The organism is Streptomyces sp. NPDC037421 (genome assembly GCF_055602105.1).
Genome location: NZ_JBVJWV010000031.1, coordinates 82,306 through 99,426 on the forward strand (window position 1 = coordinate 82,306; position 17,121 = coordinate 99,426).

Sequence of the window (17,121 nt, forward strand, 5' to 3'; positions counted from 1 at the left end):
GATGGCGGCGTGGCGGGTAGTCGTGCGGCAGATAGCGCCAGGCGATCCCGGTGCGGTTCACGTAGAGGACCGCGTCCAAGAGACTGCGCAGGTCGTGATCCGATGGTCGCCGATGTCGAGGCCGCGGCCGCGGCGCTCGGAGCGCCAGGCGGTCAGAACCGGCTCGACCAGTTTCCACCGAGCATCGGACAGATCACTGGGATAACGGCGACGTTCAGGCACGATTCCGAGTTACCCACCCATCACCCGGCAGGCCCGGGCGCAGACACCGGCGCCCGAAGCACACGGCGCACAACACGGCGTCTTGGGATGAAACAGGAGCAGCCAGGCCAACACGGCGCCGGAACTGCGACTCGTGCACCATCATTCACGCCAGCCTCAGTACTCCCAGACAAGCCGAAGCCCAGCTCCGCATATAGCAGCCCAAAGATGAGCTTAACGCCCTCTCAGTGGGAGCTCCTCCAGCAGTGCCTGAACGACAGGAACCTCCCCCTCGAAGTCCGGACTACCGGAACGATCCTGCTCCTCTTCGGCCAGCACATCACCCGGATCGCAGCCCTCCTTGCCAACGCTCTGACCACGTTCAACGGCGACCAGGCCGTAGGGCTTGGCCCACGGGATTTGGGCGGGTGGGCGCCTGCGCCGCAGACTGCCCCTTGTGACAGCACCCTCCCGCGACCGAGGCCTCGGCCGAGGCGTTGCTCAGCTCATTCCCCAGTCCCCAGCCTCGCCGGCCGAACAGGCGGCGGCAGCCCTCGCGGCGCTCTCGACCGTGCGCGTGCACGTCGGCGTGCTCCAGGCGGCCGTCGTCCTCCTCGACGCCACCGGCTGCCAGTCCGACGATGACCAACTGCGTGCGGCGGCCAACGCCACCGTCGCCCACCTTCGCAAGGCCATGGAGGTCCCGCCCGCCCCCGGTCAGGGAGCTGGCGGTACGGGCCCTTCCCCGGACGACAACGACTGGCTCTCCGTGCTGACGCCGAGAACACACACATAGGCGGCCCGTCGTCTTGCGAGCCCCGCTCCCGGAGCCAGCGCCTGGCGCGCGCGGCGGAATTGGCCCGGGCGGGCTCGGCCCCTCATGCCTCGACCAGAAGCTTGTGGCTCCGTTTCTGCGATGAATCCGCCGGTCCAATCGGGTGACGGGCAGGCAGGAGCCCGGTCTTCAGGCGATCGACGGGGCTACAACCGGCCCCGTGATGATCACCGTGATGCGCACGGCCGCCGCCCTGGCCCTGGCCGTGCTTCCCGTCTCCCTGCCGACCACCGCCCAGGCGAAGGCGCTGGAGCCCGAGGTCCTGCCGATCGGCGTCGCCGTCTCCGCCCTCCGAGTCGCCGACGAGTCCCGGACGGGCTACGAGCGCGAGGCGTTCAAGCACTGGAACGCCGGCGACAACCCGAGCGACGGCTGCAACACCCGTCTTATCTGCATGCTCGAATCAGGACTGAGCGCAGCGCCCCTGGTGCGTGATGAATTCAGCGTTGCAGGTCTGTCTGAGGCACAGGAGGCACAGGAGGCACAAAAGCCGGCCCGACTCCTGCATTGATGGGTGCGCCGGGACGCGGGCCCTACTCGTCGTCGACGTGGCGAAGGACTGCATCCTTTGGTACCCACGGGAACCTGATACCTGGAAACCTTGCCTGACAGGTTCCGTACGGGTCGAAGGTAAGGACTGCCTCAATGAACGGCTGGGGCGGCAGGTAGCTGTGGTCGACGACGTAATGGCCGATGAGGCTCGGAGCGGCGAAGACAGTGCCAGGGTTGCCGGGGACGCGGATCTCACCGGTTCCAGCGCTTGCGCGTAGGTCTCCCGGGCGGGGTGTGTACCAGGGGTGGGAGTCTGGGAGAGGTGTTGGGCAAAGATCGCACTTGTGCAGGCCCAACATGACATTGACTTGCTGGGCATCGATGATGGCCAGAAGCCTGCGGCCGAATTCCCGGGGAGCCTGGCCGCTTGTCCAACATAGGCTTGCTTCCAGCCAGCCTATGTTGAATCGTTCGTAGACCGGCTGAAAGCTTACAGAACGCATGCCGTCGGTTAGGTCGGTGAATTCTTCACCTTCGTCCCAGTAGGCGTATGGGCTGAGGTCTGCATAGAACATGTGCCCATCATCGCGCTTGCGACGGGGCCGTTTGGACACTCACTGAACCGACTGTGGCCGGTCACGTAGTTCCCCCGGCTGCCATTCCGACGTTCCGGCGGGGTGTCCGGAGGCCGGGCCTGGCTGACAGCAGCCCGGACTACCGACCCGAGCAGGGCCACGCGAATTCACATGACAGCTGTGGCTGGCTCCACGACCATTGGCCGATGACCATGCAACCGGACCTTCTCAGCCTGAGCATCGTGTGCCGACCGCCCGACGAGGGCGGCGTGGAGGTCCGCCCGATCGTCAACGGCGGGGATCTTCTGGCTGATGTGCTTCCTGGCGGCGTGGGAGGCTCCCGGTACCTGGGAGCAGGCCCCCGGTATCTGTTGGACCTGGACGGGCCGTTGCATGCCACCGCGACGCCCCACGAGGCTCGTCTCGCTTGGTCCGGGTGCGGCGCGGAGGAGTGCTGCGGTGCCCTGTACATGACGGTCACGCGTGACGGGGACCATGTTGTCTGGGCGGGCTGGCGCGACCCGGCCAATCAGGATGTCGCCCTGCCGGAGCTTCGGTTCACCGCAGCTCAGTACGAGGCCGAAGTCCTGCGAGCCGGAGAGGACCGCGGCTGGGAGTGGCCGGCAGGAGCAGTTGCGCGGCTGCTTGAGGCGGGGCTGAGGGGACGCGGGGACTGGCTCCTCCGGTGGGAGTGCGAGTTGCAAGACGTCTGGGCCTCCCGCAAGCAACCCGACCGGATCCACGTCATCCTGATGCACCCCCCTAACGGGCCCGATACGGATCTGCCCTGGATCCAGTTCGGGATGACTCTCCCGATCTCCGCGGACGATCCATCGGACCAGGCCGAGCGCCTTGAAGCGCGGTTGACCGCAGGCGATCCCCGTGCCACCGCCGAGGTCTGGGGAGGTTCGCATGATGCCGAGCGACTGGGCTACCCATGGCCGCCGGTCGACCTGCTGTTCATGTGAACAGCAGGGAGAGGCGGGCTCGGGCCCTGCCGTTGGGCCCACTCGCAACCGCCATCCCCATGGGGAAGCATGACCGTTCGGGTGGGGAATTACGTGACGCCGATCATGTGGATCGTGGGGAAATGTGTGACCGCTGACATGAACGTCGACGTCACCGCCAGTGCCCGTGCACGTTCACCAAGACGGCCGGCGTCTCCGGCGGCGGCAGCGCGTCGGACTCCGACAGTGACTCCACCACCGTCACCGGCGGCACCTGCGACGGCGGCAATGGCGGCAATGGCGGGGCGGCGGGGGCGGATCGATCCTGCCCGTCAACCTCAACGGCATCGTCACTGCGTTCAACGACATCAACACCAGCAACAACATCAACAGCCCTGGAGCCGCCAACACCACCAACCAGGCCTTCGAGTTGGCTGCGAACTGAGAACATTGCGGTGCCTGGGCCCCGAGCCGTTGCGGTGGCTCAGGCACACGTGGGGGCCGTCCAGACCCCGCGCTACGGGGCGCCGTGCGATCCGACGCTGTGAGTCCTGCGGGTCGCCGGACCGGCCGCGGATGCCAGGTAGGGCACTGATGTTCCCGATGGGATTCCGCACGGGTTGAGGTGGTGTCCTTCCTGGTTGGGCCCTGCCATGAAAGCGGTGCTTCACGATCAATGTTGTCGATCCGGGTCCGGACGAAGGGCGGACCCGGATCGACAAGCTGTCAGAACGGCATGGCGGGGCGGCAGCTGGTGCCCTGTGGTGGGACTGCCAGGTCGGTGAGATATCTGTTGACGGTGTCCTCCATGCACGGGCCCTTGGCGATGCTGCCGTGCCCGTGGCCCTCGTAGGTGAGGAGCACGCCGCTGCGGCCGAGCTGCCGGGCCACCGAGACCGCCCACTCGTAGCCGGTAGGGGTCGTGGACCGCGTTGGAGACCAGGATCGGCGGGGCACCGTGTGTGTCCAGGCGGTGCTGCGGGTTGGCGGTCGGCGCGCCCAGGCACGCGGCTGCCATGTGGAGCGGCAGCAGGTAGGGCAGGTCGGGCGCCGTCTTGTTCATCATGGTGACGAGCGAGGCGTAGTCCTGGTAGTTGCGTACTGGCAGGTGCCAGTCCGAGCAGAAGACCGGGGTTGCAGGAGGCAGCGGAGCTGTCGAGGTGGGCGACGCGGGCAGCGGTTTGCTCGCGTCCATCCCAGCGATCGCCGTGGCCAGGCCGGCGTAGTCGGCGGCCCCGTAGAACTCTCGGAACGCGATCTTGTTGACCAGGTCCGAAGACGACAGCGAGGTGCCCGGCTTCGCGGGGTCCGCCAGCTCGCCGCGCGCGGCCCGGGCCAACAGCTTTTGCCAGGCGGCGCGGATGTCGCGGCCGCGCAGCGCGCAGTCCGTGGCACCGTTGCACCACTTCACGAACTCATGGAATGAATCCTGTGCTGTGGCCGCCTCGGACCGCAGGAAGTCACGGGTGACCGCAACGCTGTGGTCCATCACGCTCTCCAGCACCATTGCGCGCACGCGGCGGGGGTAGGTCTCGGCGTACTGCGCCCCGAGGAGCGTGCCGTACGAACTGCCGTGGAAGGTCAGCTTCCGCTCGTCGAGGGCGGCCCGGAGGGCGTCCAGGTCCCGGACCGTCTGGGCCGTGTCGAGGTGGTCGAACAGTCGACCGGCACCGAAAGAGTGGCGCACTCGGCTCCCGGCTTCAGCGGGCCGTCACACGGTGCCCACGCAGGGCTCCGGTGGCAGACGGCGACGCGTGGACCGCGGGAGCGGCGACGAGGCCGGTGATGACGGCCATGGCGGCTCCCACGGCCATGGCTGTGCCCCGCGCGGCGATGTGCGGCGGTGCCGTGCTGCCCCTTAACGACATGGATCCTCCTCATGAAGAGGGCGGTTGCGCGAAGCGTGCGGACCCGGCCGGGACACCTCGTCACGTTAGGTGCCACCGTCACCCATGTGGCCCCCCTGTCCGGGCCCTTTCCGGGTCGGGTCGGGGACCGATCAGGGACGCGGAGGGAAGGCGCCTGACGGGGGACGACAAGCAACTTGGCGAGGACGCAGAGAAGATGGCGCCGGGCTGGTCGGCCGACCATCTGCGCGGCGTCTTGGACGAGGACGTCCCGGCCGAGTTGATGCAGGGGCGGACTGGCCGACGATGGCCCGCCAGCTCGCCTGCCTTGAGTGAGCCGGTGTCCAGGCCGTGCCTGGTCCTGAGCGGATGTAATGGGTGCCCGTGCCCGCTGCCCATCCGGAGCCGGAACCAAGACTGAAGCGACCCCGGGCCGGGTTCGTCTCTCGCATGCTTCGGACTGCTCGGCACCCCGGCTGTCTTCGCCGGTGGGGTCAGCGGTTCGGGCGACCGTCGACGGTGCGGGCCAGAGCGGTGCGGATGATTTCGCCGGTGGTGGTGATGTGCCGGGCGATGAGTTCGCGTTCGGCGAGGGCGTCAGGCGGTGCCGCACTGCGCCCGGCGGCGGGCCCGGGGCCCCACCGGTCGGTCCAGGCCTGTAGGGCCTGTAGGTGGGGTTGGGCCGGTCCAGTAGGCGCCCCGTACGAGCGGCGCCCACAGCGTCTCGGGCAGGACGACGACCAGCCGGCCGGTGAGCCCCGCACCGGCGTACGGTCCTCTCCCGCCGAGCGTCTGCCCCGACGTGGGAGCGTCGGCCGGGACGGGCGTCCACTCCTTCAGCAGCCCGCGGTGCTCCAGGTCGGCGGGGTGGACGGCGAGGACCATGGTGTGCGCCATGCGTTCATCATCGCCGAACCGGGCACGGCCAGGTTGAGAGTTGGCAGGTCAGATGGTCCGGCGGAGATTGCCGCGAAGCCGGAGTTCCGGACTCCCTGGGGTGGGTCGCCCCAGGGAGCTCGTAGTATCCGAAAAGATGCCCGCTAGTACAGGCAACACATGTACTGCGTCAGGGAGTTGACCCTGCTTCGCCCGGCTGGGCCGGTTCGCTGCCGGACGCCACGGTCAACGCCACTGAAGCAGGAACTTCTGGTTCTGGGCCCCGCTGCACTTGTACAGGCCGAGCCAGGCGCCGTTGCCCATCGCGTAGTTCAATACGTCCATACACAGGCCGGTGTAGAGATGCATGTACGAGACCACGCCTACCTCGACGGGGTCATAGATGGGTCGCCAATTTTGGGTCTTCTGGCCTTGGCAGTCCCATTCGTTGAGGTAATTTCCGCTTCCGGCTCCGGGCCCACCGGACGCGTCAATACACTTACCAGTTTGCTTGTTGACGAGTGTCATCGACTGGGGTACAGAGCCCTGACGTGCTTGCCACTGCTGGTTCTGGCCATGGTGGTCATCGTAGGTGATGACATGCGTCCCGTTGGTAGCTGACCCGCCAGCGATGTCCATGACGCGACCGTCATTACTGAGGCTGGTCACGGCAAAGGTGTCATTGTTCGAGGGTGCACGAGTGGCGAACTGCACTGGATAATGGTCCGAGCCCCTGCCGCCCATCCGTTCAGCGGCGTGATCGTTTATATTCCGCGATGAAACCATGTAGTCCAGTTCGTGACCGCTTTGGTGCGTGGGGTTTCCGCTGCGATAGGTGTGCGCATGGAGGTCTTCGACCACGTTGTCGATCGTCTGCGGCTCTCGGTTGAAGTCGCCCATTGCATGCCACGACACGCGAGCTATCGACGCCTCGGTACGGATGCTGTTCAGCAACACCGGGACGTCCCCGCCCCCGCTGGCGAGCGCGTGCAGGTTGAAGTAGGCGTTGTTGCCGAAGACCAGGCCCAGCGCAGGGCGACCCCGCGCGACGCCACCGGAGGTGAGTCCCGGAGCGACCAGGACGTTGTCGGCAGCCTGGTGCGTAACCATTGCCAGATTGACCCGACCGTTCGAGGACGGATTCAGGTAGTAAACGTGCCTCTGCCCCTGAGACGTCCGCCAGAGGTAATGCCTGACCTGGTACCCGCGGATCTGATAGTCGTTTTGGTGCGCCATTATCAGGCGCGGATCCGGGCCGGCCTCCTGCACCGCGACAATGCTGTTTCCCCTGCTGAGTACCTCGACCTCGCTCCACTTGGCGCCCTGAGAATTATAGGTGGCCATCTTGATGTGCTCTGGCTTCAGGTCTGCGGCGTACGCGGGAGAAGCGGGCACCCCCACAAACACGCCGATGATCGTTGCGAACACTGCCAATAGGGCAACAATTCTCGGATTTTTTTGCATGTGAAGAAATCCAGCCGTTCTCAAATCCAGCCCCTTCGGAAATCCCGCACTCAAGCTATCTTTCACTGGGCGTGGAAACCGGATCGCCTTCGGCGGGCCAGGTTTGCCGCTTTGGCCCAGAGGGATCAGACTCTCATCCCCCGCTCACGCTTCGCTCACGTATTCCTGACGCGCCGTTCACGTTGGCGACAAGTACGGGCAGTGCTGGTGCCTGGAACGTGATGAGCTGGGGATCGGGTCGCGAAGGCAGGCTCTTGCAGGCAGGAGACAGCCGGCGCCGGCGGCGCCGCCAGGACCACGCCACAGTCCTCGGCCCGGCACCTGGCCCGGCATGCTTCCGTTCAGCCGGCCGAGTCCTCGGTTTCCCGAGTAGGGCCGCCATACGTTGAGAGCTGCTGAAGTTCGGTTGCCGTTCGTCAGCCTCGTGCCATGCTGCCGGCCGCGGGCGACGGTTCAGGTTCGCGTCGTGAGTCGCGCAACCGCCGCGTCGTACCGTGCCTGGAGTCCCGGATCCGCCGATACCCGCAGCAGCACGCCGAGCGCCCGTACCGCGCCGTCCTCGTAGCCGGACGACTCCGCCTCCCGGGCCGCCAGGTCGAGCTGCCGGATGCCCTCGGCCGCGTCCCCGAGCCCCAGCAGCGCCTCTCCCCTCACCATGAGCAGCAGTATCCGGGGCACGTCGGCGGTGCCCGATCGATCATCGAAGGCGAGGGCCTCGGTCGCCGTGTCGAGGGCCGGGCGCCATTCCCCGGCGTCGACCCGATGCCGGGCGAGGTGCTGCATGGCCAGTCTCTCGGTGGTCCGGTTGCCGGCCGTGCGCGCCAGCTCCACCGCCCGCTCGCATCCCTGCGCAGCCTCGGACGGGCCGCCGAGCGCCGCTTGCGCCACGGCCAGGACGATCAGCGCGTTCGCCTCGGCGACCAAGTCGCCCGCCCGGGAGGCGAGCGCGGAGGCGGCCCCCAGACGGGCCAGAGCCTCTGCGATGCGCCCCTCCTCGATCAGCACCCAGCCGAGCACGTTCAGCACCCGCGACTCGCCGTGCCGATCGGCGTCGGCCCGTGCCGCCGCGAGCGCGGTCTCCAGGAGCGGGACCCAGCCGTCCCGCACGCGCCACACGATCAGCGGCCACAGCAGCAGGACGATCCGCCAGGCCCTGCCGTGCAGTCCGGCGGCCTGTGCCGCAGCCACCGCCAGCGTGAGGTCGTCCCTCTCGGCCGCGTACCAGGCTACGGCGGCGGACCGGTCGCCGAACTCCCGCACGGCGGCGGACGGCAGGTAGTCCGCAGGCAGCGGGAAGTCCTCCTCGTTGCCGGGCTCGGCCGCCGCCACGGCCGCGAGGGCCGTGGCGATGTAGTGGTCGAGCACGCGCTTGAGCGCATTGGGCCCGGCGTCCAGGCTCCGCGCGTAGAGCCGCACGAGATCGTGCAGCGTCCAGCGGCCGGACGCCGTCTCCGTGACGAGGTGCGCGACGGCCAGCCGCTCCAGGGAAAGCTCGGCCGCTGCCGGATCCGTGCCCGCCAAGGCCGCCGCCGCATACCGGTCGACGTGCGTGCCGGGGTGGCGACCGAGATGGGCGAACTGACGGGAGACGTGCCAGGGCAGCTGTTGCAGCGTCAGGTGCAGCGCCGCCCGCACGCCGGTGTCCTCCACGTCCAGCAGGCTCAGCCGGCGCGTCTCGTCGGACAGCTCGGCTGCCATCGCGCCCAGCGACCAGCCGGGCCGTTGCGCCAGCCTGGCGGCGGTCACCCGCAGCGCGAGCGGCAGCCCGCCGCACAGCTCGGCCAGCACTCGCGCGGCCACCGGCTCTGCGAATACCCGTTCCGTGCCGAGTACCCCGGCGAGGAGCATCGTGCCGTCCTCCGGCCCGAGCACGTCCACGGCAACGGGCCGGGCGCTGTCGGTGACGATCAGCCCCGGCAGCCGGTGTCTGCTGGTGACGACGGTGACGCAACGGCGACCGCCTGGCAGGAGCGGCCTTACCTGCTCGGAGTCACGCGCGTTGTCGAGCACCACGAGGAGCCGGCGGTCGGCAGCCAACGACCGGAACAGCGCGGCCGCGCCGTTCGCCGACTCCGGTATCCGGCGCTGCGCGACACCGAGCGCCAGAAGGAACTCGCGCAGCACCTCCACGAGAGCCGGCTCGCCCATGTCGCCGAAGCCGCGCAGGTCGGCGTAGAGCCGCCCGTCGGGGAATCCGGCACGGCCGTGGTGTGCCCAGTGCAGCACCAGGGCCGTCTTCCCGACCCCGGCGGGCCCGGTGACCAGGCAGACCGGCGCCTCGCCTCTGGCGGCCCGGGACAGGGCGACGAGCTCCGCCGCCCGCCCATGGAAGCCGCGCGGCGCACGCGGCAGCAGATCGGGCGCACCAGTCTGCGCAACGGCATCCGGTACGGCGGCAGGGAGCGGGGCGACCGTCGCCGTGGCCGGGCAAAGAACCGGAACCGCGGCGGCTGCTTTCGCCGTGTCCCCCGTGGCCTGCGCCGCGTCTCCTTCACCGCCGCGCAAGGCCGAGGCGTAGGCGTTCGCCAGTTCCTGGCCCGGGTCCACGCCCAGTTCGTCGGCGAGCAACCGCCGGGTGCGATGGAACCAGTCCAGCGCCTCGGAGCGGCGGCCCGCTCTCTGGAGCGCCCCCATGAGCGTGGCGGACAGCGATTCGTGCAGCGGATGGGCCACTGTCTCGGCGCGCAGAACAGTCACGGCGCTGGAGTGATCACCCAAACGCGCGTATCCCGCCGCCAGCTGCTCCACCGCGGCCAGCCGCAGCTCCTCCAACGCCTGCGCGGCGGCCTGCAGCGGTGGGCTCGGGCACACGTCGGCCAGTGCCGGCCCTTGCCAAAGCGACAACGCCTCCCGGTACATCGCCACAGCTTCAGCCGGGACACGCTGCTCACGGGCCAGAGCCACCAGATCTTCGAAGCGGTGCACGTCCAGCAGGACCTTCGGCATGCGCAGGACATACGCTGGGCCCTGGGTGACCAACTCGACGCCGTGCGCCCCGGCGCCGGCACTCGTCAGCGAGGCCCGCAACTGCGACACATGGCCCTGGATTACACCGCGGGCGCGCGCCGGCGGTTCCTGCTCCCACAGAGCGGTCGTCAGGTGGTCGACGAGCACTGGGCAGTTAGGGCGCAACAGCAGGGCGGCCAGCAGGCTGCGCCGTTTGACGGGTCCGAGCGGCAGACCGCCGGCCTCGGTGACGACTGACACCGCTCCGAGCAACCGGAACTCCATCTGCCCAATGCCTCCCAGCAAAAGAATTCAGGATAACGCTACGGCTCCCGCCTTCGAGTACCTGCCGTCCAGCGGATGGCGCCATCCGCTGGTACACGCCGCATTCGACCAAACAGCCTGCCATCTGTGCCCCACGAGGCCGCCGGTCCTGACACCCTGGCGTGCTTCGCCCCGTCAAGACGACTGCGCGGCCGGTTCCCGCTGCACGGGCAGGCCTGGCATCCTCCCGGAGCGGGGCCTTCCTCCCCTAAGGGCTGTCCCGTGATCCCCGGTGGATCGGCGCACGGCGTCGGATGCGGTGCATCGCAAGGCGGAGGGGCGCCCCCGTACTGGGCGTATTCGGGCGTTCCGACAACGCGGCGAGGTGCCGTAGCCGGCGTCGTGCGCCCGCCGGGGATTACGGGACAGCCCTTAGGTGAACGCGCGAGGAGCGGACTGCTCCTCGCGCTTCGTGCCCGGTCACCCGCGAGCAGATCCCGGCTGGCCTTCGGGCCCAGCGGTCAGGATGCGTTGGTGCCGAGGTTCTGGTGGGTGCTGTTCTTCGCGCCGGGGCTGAGCAGGTTGTTGTTGGTGTTGATGTTGTCGAACGCCGTGACGACCCCGCTGATGTCGACCGGCAGGATGGAGCCGCCGCCGTCTTCCTTCCCGTCGGGGCAGCCCGTGCCGGTGATGGTCGCCGTTTCGCTTGCCGAGAGCGAGATGTTCTCCGCCGGCTCCCTGACCTCAACTTCGTTGGTGATGGGGCCACAGGGAGCGTCGGCGGCGATGGCCACGGTGACATCGAACATCAGGGCCGAACCGGCGGGGAAGGCGTAACCGCAGACGAACCCCGGAGCCTGCGTGGCCGATCTCCCCGGTGGCCCCGGCGACAACGATGGGAGAGGTGTCGGTGTTTTTGAATGAGACAGAGTTTCTCACTATAAGACGTCGAGGTTCTTCCATCAGTCCCCGGACTCCGTGCCGCTCCCCGAGGGCCGCCTGCGCCGCTTCCCACCCGGCATCGTGGACGGACGTCAACCTCTCGGCGAAACGGGCTGTTCGAGAGGCAACGGCCCAATAGCCGGCCCCCTGCCTCGCCGGTGCTGGGGGCGGGAGCGGAGCGGACACCCCACCGGTGACAACGACGATTGGGGGATCAGTCACACACCAACAGCCCGGACGCCTCCCCGCGCATCACCCCGGACGGGCCCGCCGGCGCACCACCGCATTCCGCCACGGATAGCATCACGTGCTCCTGCCCCACCCATGCCACTGGAGTTCCCCCCATGAGCCGAACCCCTGACCTCCTCCTCTCCCGCCGCGGCCTCATACGCACCGGGGTGGGAGCCTCACTCGCCGCCCTCGGGCTCGGCGTCGGCGCGCAGACGGCGTCGGCCGACGTGCCCGGGACCCAGCGGTTCGACCTCGCTGAGCCGTCGTACGACCTGTTCCGGTCCAAGAACACGCACGGTCCGCGGGTCCAGCAGAGCTTCGCCTTCGACTGGGTGAACAAGTACCTCTTCGTCGCGACCAAGCGGGACGACAGCCCCGAGTCCGCCGGCGACCTGTGCATCAACAAGATGGACTTCGACGGGAACTACCTGTCGTACATGCACCTCAACGGGTTCGGCCACGGCGTCGCCTTCGCCGCTCTGCCGAGCGGTTCCGGTACCGAGCTGTGGATCGAGTGCGACGCGAACGACAACGGGTACGGCACCGCGCTCGCGCCCATCCGCTACACCGCCGACACCACCCTGAGTTCGCCGGCCGCCGCGGCGGCCTACCGGCCGATCTCCGGCGCCACCGAGTACACGTGCTCCGTCGACCCGGTCCACCGGCGCATGATCGTGCGCTACCACACCAGCGCCGGCAAGCGCATCGCCGTGTATCCCCTCTCCGCCTTCGAGACGCGCAGCTTCGGCTCGCCGCTGGTCGACTTCAAGCAGCCGGCCATCCCCGGTACTCCGCAGGGCTACACCCTCTACGGCTCGTACATGTACTACCTGACGGGTAACGCCTACCCGGGCGACGGCACCCCCACCGGCGACGGCAACTCTTACATCACCAGCATCGACATCAACACCGGCACCGTGAAGCAGGGCCCTGTCCTCACCAAGGCCGGCTCCACCCTCCACTTCCGCGAGCCCGAGGGCCTGGCGGTCTACCGTACCGACGCCGGCGAGGCCCGTCTCTTCATCGGCTTCGCCACCGGCGTCGAGGGCGACCGGCGCTCCAGCATCTTCTACAAGAAGGCGCTGGTCTAGGCTCCCGTCATCCTGTCCGCCCGGCGGTCCGCGCCGGGCGGACGGTCAGCAGTACCCGTCCGGGCCACGACGGTGCCCTGCCCGCGCCGGTCCACGCACGGACCGCGTCCGTCCTCGGACCGCGCTGCGGCTGAGCCGGACCGCCCGGAAGCCCCTGCTTGGACGACACAGGGGTTCACGGACGCCGCGCACGGGACAGAATCCCCGCATGCCCTCGACGCCCTTCGTGAAGCCCGTCCTGACGGCCGCCTTGGCGCTCCTCGCCCTGGCCTCCCCGGCAACCACCGCCACCGCCACCGGAGCGACCGGTGCGCCTCGCACCTGTGCCGGTGCCCGCACCTGCTACGTCGACGTGACGGTGGCCCAGGTCTGGGTCGACCCCGCGCAGGTCCGGCCCGTGGACGCGCCGGCCACGGCCAACCCCGCCGACGTCCGCGGCTGGCTGGCGGCCATGACCCTGGACGAGCGGCGCGGCGTCGCCGGAGAGACGCAGGCGCTGCACGGCGCCCGGGTGACCATCGACCGGACCGAGGTGCGCGACGGCCTGCTCTGGGACCACGTCTGGGTCCATGGCCAGCCCACCCCCCGCGACGAGTCCGGCCTCGGGGCCTACCCCGGCTGGATCCCCGACCGCCAGCTGACGGCCGATCACCGCAAGTCGCCCCGGGGCGCGCACGAGGAACGCGTGGCCCGCCCCACGGCCCGCGGCTACACGTCCCCCGAGGCCGCCCTCCAGGGCGCCGCATCGACGGGGAGCTCCGCCGAGTACTCGTACAACACTTCCTTCCCGGTGGCTCCCGGCCCGCTGCCCGGCATCGTCACGGCCCACTCGCCCAGCCGCGGCAAGCTGTTCTTCCGCTCCGGCGACCTCGCGCGCGTTCCGGCGGCCGGGCGGCCGAGCGGCGAGGACGTGGTCGCCGAGGCCCGCAAGTTCCTGGGCCTGCCCTACCTGTGGTCGGGAACCTCCGGATTCGGCTACGACTGCTCCGGCCTGACCGGGCAGGTCTACTCCGCTCTCGGCGTGACGATCCCGCGTGACGCGCAGCCCCAGTTCGACGCGGGCGGCGGGCAGGCGCCCGCCGGTTCCGCCGCCGGCGTCCGGATCACCGGCACCGACGACCTCCGGCCGGGCGACATCGTCGCCTTCCGCTCCGCCACCGGCACCGAGGTCACGCACGTCGGCATCTACACGGGCACCAGGAACGGCGAGCCGATGATGATCAACGCACCGCGGACGGGCGAGGTGGTCCGGGAGGAGCCCATCGGCTCCACCGGCCGCGTCTACGTGGGCGCGACCCGCTTCCTGCCCCGCACCGACGGCACCCCCAAGCCCTGACCAGCTCGGCCCTCCGGCACGATGACGAGGGCGAGGTGCTGAGAGAGACGGGGGTGGGCGCCGCGGTGGCCGTACTCGGCTCGCTCCTCGCCCTGATCCTCGGGGTCTCGCGCACGACCCTGGCGATGGCCCGCGACCACCACCTCCCGCACGCCCTGGCCGCCGTCCACCCGAGGTTCCAGGTGCCGCACCGCGACGAACTCGTGGTCGGCGCGGTCGTCGCCGTACTCGCCGCGACCACCGACGTGCGCGGGGCGATCGGCTTCTCCTCCTTCGGGGTGCTCGCCTCCTACGCCATCGCCATCGCCAACGCCTCCGCCTGGACCCTCGCCCCGGACGAGGGCCGACCGGCGCGGATCATCCCGGACCTCGGGCTGGCAGGCTGCCTCGCCCTCGCCCTCGTCCTCCCGGCCTCTTCGGTAATTTCCGGCGCCGGGGTGCTGGCCGCCGGCACCGCTGCCTACGGGTGCGTCGCGTGGTGACGGCCCGCAGGGCGTGACCGCCGCGAACACGTATCCGGGGCGGTCTAACGGGTGCGGCGGGAGCGGGCCGCTACGGCTGCGCCGGACTACAAGTGCGCGTCCAGTACGCAGGACATCGACGACAGCAGTTATGACGGGCCGTGACGGGACAACTGGAAGATCACGGTCAAGACGTGCGCGGCCCGCTCCGGGGGCACCGTGTACGCCTACGCCGAAGCGACGTGGGACGGAACCAGGTTCCGCGAGGTGGACGACCCGACGATCTTCGACGGGGCCAAGCTGCGGCTACAGATCAAGCTGTCCCGCGACGGCACGGACCCCATGGTGGTCGAGAGGGACTTCACGGAGATCGAGCGCCGGCTGGAGGACAGCACGTCCGGCGGGAACCATGACGGTCACTACCGGACCGGGACCATCAGTCATCGGGCCGGGTCCGGTGCCCTGGCCGACCCGGTCCTGTTCCTGGACTGGCATGGCTACGGCCGCGGCTACGGCCGCCACGACTACACCAGCTCGCCCACCGTCTGACCCGGCGCAGCAGCGCGGGCCGCCACACCTTGCCCGGGTGGCGGACCGGGTTGCTGCGCTCAGGCTCCGTCGGTGTCGGGGCTCCACACGGCTGGTCCGCCGCCGCGCCACTCGATCAGCAGCGCGTCGTCCAGGTCGACGTCATCGGGGTCCAGGCCAGCCCGGCGCAGGAACTCGAAGAGGTCGTTCGGGCCGAGGGCGCGGCCGAGGATCTCGCCGTCGAAGAGTACGCGGCGCCCGCCCGGGGCGTCCGGAGGGTAGACGACGACGCGCCGGGCGGGGCCCATCCCTCCACCGTGCCGGTAGCCGCTCATTCCAGCACTCCGAGGGCAGTGTCCGGGCGGCAATGCAGGCACGCCGGAATCTCATCGGCAAGGCCGCCGCGCAGCGTCGGCCGACGCTGGCTTGCACCGGGTACGGGTGTCCCAGCAGTTGCCGACGTGCACCCGCACTGCAGGCCGGCCAGTACCGATGCCGTGCTCGATCAGCCCCGGGCGGCGAGGCCGACGTCGAGGAGGGGTCGGTGCGGTGGGTGCTGCTGCACCTGATCGAGGAGACCGCACGCCACGGCGGCCACGCCGACATCATCCGCGAGAGCCTGGACGGCGCCACCCTCTACCCCGCTGATGGCCGCCGCCGAGCAGTGGCCCGACCCGTGGTTCGAGCCCTGGGGGCCCGCCGCGCCCGCCGGCTGCGGGCTACGGGCCCGTCAGAAGTCGTGCCCCATCGACCGGATATGGGCGAGGCGCTCTTGCGGACCGGTCCTACGCTGGAGGCATGGCCACCGATCCCTTGCTGAGACAAGGCCCCGACTCGACGGATCTGGTCCTGCGCACCGGCCCGACCGGGCGGGTGTGGAACGCGCTGACCTCGGCGGGGCAGGCGCTGTTCACTCCGCTCGCCCTGGGCGCGCCGACCCTGGTCGTCGCCTTCTGGATGGCGCTCGCCGGGGCGCGGGCGTCGACCGTGTTCGTGGTGGTGGGGGTGATCGCCGGGCTGGAGTACCTGATCGGCTGGCTGGCGCTGGCCTCTTCCCGGGCCCGGGACATCCTGCGGGTGGAGTTCGCGCCGGCCAGGGTGCCCGCGTCCCTGCGGTTGGTCCGGGTCGCCGGGCCGGACGTCTGGCTGCCCGTCGAGACCCTGCGCCAGGTGCGGCTGACGCACAAGGTGGTGGAGCCGTACCAGGGGGACTACAAGCCGGCCGTCTCCACGCTCGCGCTGGAACTCGTCCTACGAGGCGCCCGGGAGCGGCTCGCGCTCCCGTTCGGCGGCGACCCGCAGCGGCTCGCCGACGCGTTGAAGGCTCTGCTCGGCCCGGCTGGGGTCGTCGTGGCGCTGCGCACCGAGCGCAGCACGCGCGATCGGCCGCAGCCCAACTCCCGCTGGACCTCAGGCGGTTCGGCCTCGGCCGGCTCGGGTGGCGGCTAACCCCGGGCTGCCCGTGGCGCTCCCCGGCCGGGGAGCGCCCGTCGATGCAACCGGTCGGCAGGTGGTGCGGGGCAGCCTGCCGCGACCCGGGCGCGTTGGGCCGCCGGGTCGGCTCGGCCGCAGCCGGGTCCTCCGGCCACGGGTGGCGGGGTAGCGGCCGCGGACCTCGGCCCGCACGGCGCGGTAGCCCTCGCGCCAGAACGACGCGAGGTCGCCGGTGACGGCGGCCGGGTGCCCAGCCGGGGGAGAGCAGGTGGACGGTCAGCGGGGCCCGCCCGTCCGCCAGCGCGGGGGCGGCAGACCAGCCGAACAACTCCTGCAGTTTCACCGCGAGTACGGGCCGCTCGCCGCTGTAGTCGACCCGGACCCGCGAACCCGGCCATGGGGAGCAGCGGGACAATCAGTATCGGCGAGAACGAGTATGATCGGTGGTGGCGGTCCGTCAATGCCCTCGCTCGGGTCGTGAGGCTCCGGAGCTCCTCGACCTCGCGCCCAACCTGGCCGGCGCCTTAGGCTGTGTCTTCAAAGGTTTCTGATGGGAGATCATGTCGGCATGGTGCGTCGTCATGAGCTGACGGATGTGGAGTGGGAAGCGCTGTCCGGGCTGTTGCCGTGCTCGTCCTCGGGGCGGCCGCG

17 protein-coding genes and 5 pseudogenes are annotated in these 17,121 nt (G+C 69.9%); 9 read left to right on the top strand and 13 right to left on the bottom strand.

Annotated elements, in window-relative coordinates:
• Window positions 1-13 precede the first annotated feature (13 nt).
• Window positions 14-222 (bottom strand): annotated as a pseudogene (locus ACZ7IF_RS31875) (transposase); the annotation flags it as partial.
• Between the two features lie 436 nt (window positions 223-658).
• Between ACZ7IF_RS31875 and ACZ7IF_RS31880 the strand changes: the two are divergent.
• Entirely contained in the window at window positions 659-997 is a 339-nt protein-coding gene (locus tag ACZ7IF_RS31880; RefSeq protein WP_470978550.1) for a hypothetical protein, read from the top strand.
• A 199-nt stretch (window positions 998-1,196) separates the two neighbouring features.
• Window positions 1,197-1,547 (top strand): hypothetical protein, encoded by a 351-nt coding sequence (locus tag ACZ7IF_RS31885; protein ID WP_470978552.1) that lies wholly within the window; start codon window positions 1,197-1,199, stop codon window positions 1,545-1,547.
• A 22-nt stretch (window positions 1,548-1,569) separates the two neighbouring features.
• On the opposite strand, the gene ACZ7IF_RS31890 is transcribed toward ACZ7IF_RS31885, so the two are convergent.
• The gene (locus tag ACZ7IF_RS31890; RefSeq protein WP_470978555.1) at window positions 1,570-2,103 is read right to left on the bottom strand and encodes a DUF7919 family protein; all 534 of its coding nucleotides are present in this window, start codon (window positions 2,101-2,103) and stop codon (window positions 1,570-1,572) included.
• 206 nt (window positions 2,104-2,309) lie between these two features.
• On the opposite strand from ACZ7IF_RS31890, the gene ACZ7IF_RS31895 reads away from it, so the two are divergent.
• On the top strand, window positions 2,310-3,071 hold the full coding sequence (locus ACZ7IF_RS31895) for a hypothetical protein (RefSeq protein WP_470978557.1): 762 nt from the start codon (window positions 2,310-2,312) through the stop codon (window positions 3,069-3,071).
• Window positions 3,072-3,222: 151 nt separating this feature from the next.
• Here the strand turns inward: ACZ7IF_RS31895 and ACZ7IF_RS31900 are convergent, their stop codons facing one another.
• The 7 genes from ACZ7IF_RS31900 to ACZ7IF_RS31930 form a co-directional block, all read right to left on the bottom strand.
• Window positions 3,223-3,501, bottom strand: coding sequence for a hypothetical protein (locus ACZ7IF_RS31900; RefSeq protein WP_470978560.1), 279 nt, complete (start codon window positions 3,499-3,501; stop codon window positions 3,223-3,225).
• Between the two features lie 222 nt (window positions 3,502-3,723).
• A complete protein-coding gene (locus tag ACZ7IF_RS31905; RefSeq protein ID WP_470978563.1) occupies window positions 3,724-4,737 on the bottom strand; it encodes an alpha/beta fold hydrolase in 1,014 nt (337 codons plus the stop codon).
• 13 nt (window positions 4,738-4,750) lie between these two features.
• On the bottom strand, window positions 4,751-4,918 hold the full coding sequence (locus tag ACZ7IF_RS31910) for a hypothetical protein (protein WP_470978566.1): 168 nt from the start codon (window positions 4,916-4,918) through the stop codon (window positions 4,751-4,753).
• 576 nt (window positions 4,919-5,494) lie between these two features.
• Complete coding sequence (locus ACZ7IF_RS31915) at window positions 5,495-5,794, bottom strand: hypothetical protein (RefSeq protein WP_470978568.1); 300 nt, start codon at window positions 5,792-5,794, stop codon at window positions 5,495-5,497.
• A 225-nt stretch (window positions 5,795-6,019) separates the two neighbouring features.
• On the bottom strand, window positions 6,020-7,303 hold the full coding sequence (locus ACZ7IF_RS31920; RefSeq protein WP_470978572.1) for an RICIN domain-containing protein: 1,284 nt from the start codon (window positions 7,301-7,303) through the stop codon (window positions 6,020-6,022).
• Between the two features lie 387 nt (window positions 7,304-7,690).
• Window positions 7,691-10,468, bottom strand: a complete 2,778-nt coding sequence (locus tag ACZ7IF_RS31925) for an AfsR/SARP family transcriptional regulator (protein ID WP_470978575.1) — start codon at window positions 10,466-10,468, stop codon at window positions 7,691-7,693.
• A 500-nt stretch (window positions 10,469-10,968) separates the two neighbouring features.
• Window positions 10,969-11,256, bottom strand: a complete 288-nt coding sequence (locus ACZ7IF_RS31930; protein WP_470978578.1) for a hypothetical protein — start codon at window positions 11,254-11,256, stop codon at window positions 10,969-10,971.
• A gap of 477 nt (window positions 11,257-11,733) precedes the next feature.
• On the opposite strand from ACZ7IF_RS31930, the gene ACZ7IF_RS31935 reads away from it, so the two are divergent.
• From ACZ7IF_RS31935 to ACZ7IF_RS31950, 4 genes and pseudogenes are all read left to right on the top strand, one after another.
• Window positions 11,734-12,711, top strand: a complete 978-nt coding sequence (locus ACZ7IF_RS31935) for a phage baseplate protein (RefSeq protein WP_470978581.1) — start codon at window positions 11,734-11,736, stop codon at window positions 12,709-12,711.
• Window positions 12,712-12,919: 208 nt separating this feature from the next.
• A complete protein-coding gene (locus ACZ7IF_RS31940; protein ID WP_470978584.1) occupies window positions 12,920-14,047 on the top strand; it encodes a C40 family peptidase in 1,128 nt (375 codons plus the stop codon).
• A 53-nt stretch (window positions 14,048-14,100) separates the two neighbouring features.
• Window positions 14,101-14,529 (top strand): annotated as a pseudogene (locus ACZ7IF_RS31945) (amino acid permease); the annotation flags it as partial.
• 198 nt (window positions 14,530-14,727) lie between these two features.
• Complete coding sequence (locus tag ACZ7IF_RS31950; protein WP_470978587.1) at window positions 14,728-15,057, top strand: hypothetical protein; 330 nt, start codon at window positions 14,728-14,730, stop codon at window positions 15,055-15,057.
• Window positions 15,058-15,116: 59 nt separating this feature from the next.
• On the opposite strand, the gene ACZ7IF_RS31955 is transcribed toward ACZ7IF_RS31950, so the two are convergent.
• Complete coding sequence (locus ACZ7IF_RS31955) at window positions 15,117-15,371, bottom strand: hypothetical protein (RefSeq protein ID WP_470978590.1); 255 nt, start codon at window positions 15,369-15,371, stop codon at window positions 15,117-15,119.
• 51 nt (window positions 15,372-15,422) lie between these two features.
• Window positions 15,423-15,620, bottom strand: a complete 198-nt coding sequence (locus ACZ7IF_RS31960) for a DUF6233 domain-containing protein (RefSeq protein ID WP_470978605.1) — start codon at window positions 15,618-15,620, stop codon at window positions 15,423-15,425.
• On the opposite strand from ACZ7IF_RS31960, the pseudogene ACZ7IF_RS31965 reads away from it, so the two are divergent.
• Together ACZ7IF_RS31965 and ACZ7IF_RS31970 are read left to right on the top strand one after the other, a co-directional pair.
• Window positions 15,578-15,676 (top strand): annotated as a pseudogene (locus tag ACZ7IF_RS31965) (mycothiol transferase); the annotation flags it as partial. The gene ACZ7IF_RS31960 and the pseudogene ACZ7IF_RS31965 sit on opposite strands and share 43 nt — an antisense overlap.
• A 158-nt stretch (window positions 15,677-15,834) precedes the next feature.
• Window positions 15,835-16,485 (top strand): hypothetical protein, encoded by a 651-nt coding sequence (locus tag ACZ7IF_RS31970; RefSeq protein WP_470978593.1) that lies wholly within the window; start codon window positions 15,835-15,837, stop codon window positions 16,483-16,485.
• On the opposite strand, the pseudogene ACZ7IF_RS31975 reads toward ACZ7IF_RS31970, so the two are convergent.
• Both ACZ7IF_RS31975 and ACZ7IF_RS31980 read right to left on the bottom strand, forming a co-directional pair.
• Window positions 16,447-16,683 (bottom strand): annotated as a pseudogene (locus ACZ7IF_RS31975) (hypothetical protein); the annotation flags it as partial. The gene ACZ7IF_RS31970 and the pseudogene ACZ7IF_RS31975 sit on opposite strands and share 39 nt — an antisense overlap.
• Window positions 16,622-16,885: pseudogene (locus ACZ7IF_RS31980) on the bottom strand (ATP-dependent helicase C-terminal domain-containing protein); the annotation flags it as partial. The pseudogenes ACZ7IF_RS31980 and ACZ7IF_RS31975, both read right to left, overlap by 62 nt.
• Window positions 16,886-17,121: the final 236 nt, after the last annotated feature.

Coding starts and splice junctions, on each gene's coding strand:
- ACZ7IF_RS31890 (WP_470978555.1), bottom strand. CDS start 2,103: ATGTTCTATGCAGACCTCAGCCCATACGCCTACTGGGACGAAGGTGAA.
- ACZ7IF_RS31895 (WP_470978557.1), top strand. CDS start 2,310: ATGACCATGCAACCGGACCTTCTCAGCCTGAGCATCGTGTGCCGACCG.
- ACZ7IF_RS31900 (WP_470978560.1), bottom strand. CDS start 3,501: ATGTTCTCAGTTCGCAGCCAACTCGAAGGCCTGGTTGGTGGTGTTGGC.
- ACZ7IF_RS31910 (WP_470978566.1), bottom strand. CDS start 4,918: ATGTCGTTAAGGGGCAGCACGGCACCGCCGCACATCGCCGCGCGGGGC.
- ACZ7IF_RS31915 (WP_470978568.1), bottom strand. CDS start 5,794: ATGGCGCACACCATGGTCCTCGCCGTCCACCCCGCCGACCTGGAGCAC.
- ACZ7IF_RS31925 (WP_470978575.1), bottom strand. CDS start 10,468: ATGGAGTTCCGGTTGCTCGGAGCGGTGTCAGTCGTCACCGAGGCCGGC.
- ACZ7IF_RS31930 (WP_470978578.1), bottom strand. CDS start 11,256: ATGTTCGATGTCACCGTGGCCATCGCCGCCGACGCTCCCTGTGGCCCC.
- ACZ7IF_RS31935 (WP_470978581.1), top strand. CDS start 11,734: ATGAGCCGAACCCCTGACCTCCTCCTCTCCCGCCGCGGCCTCATACGC.
- ACZ7IF_RS31940 (WP_470978584.1), top strand. CDS start 12,920: ATGCCCTCGACGCCCTTCGTGAAGCCCGTCCTGACGGCCGCCTTGGCG.
- ACZ7IF_RS31955 (WP_470978590.1), bottom strand. CDS start 15,371: ATGAGCGGCTACCGGCACGGTGGAGGGATGGGCCCCGCCCGGCGCGTC.
- ACZ7IF_RS31970 (WP_470978593.1), top strand. CDS start 15,835: ATGGCCACCGATCCCTTGCTGAGACAAGGCCCCGACTCGACGGATCTG.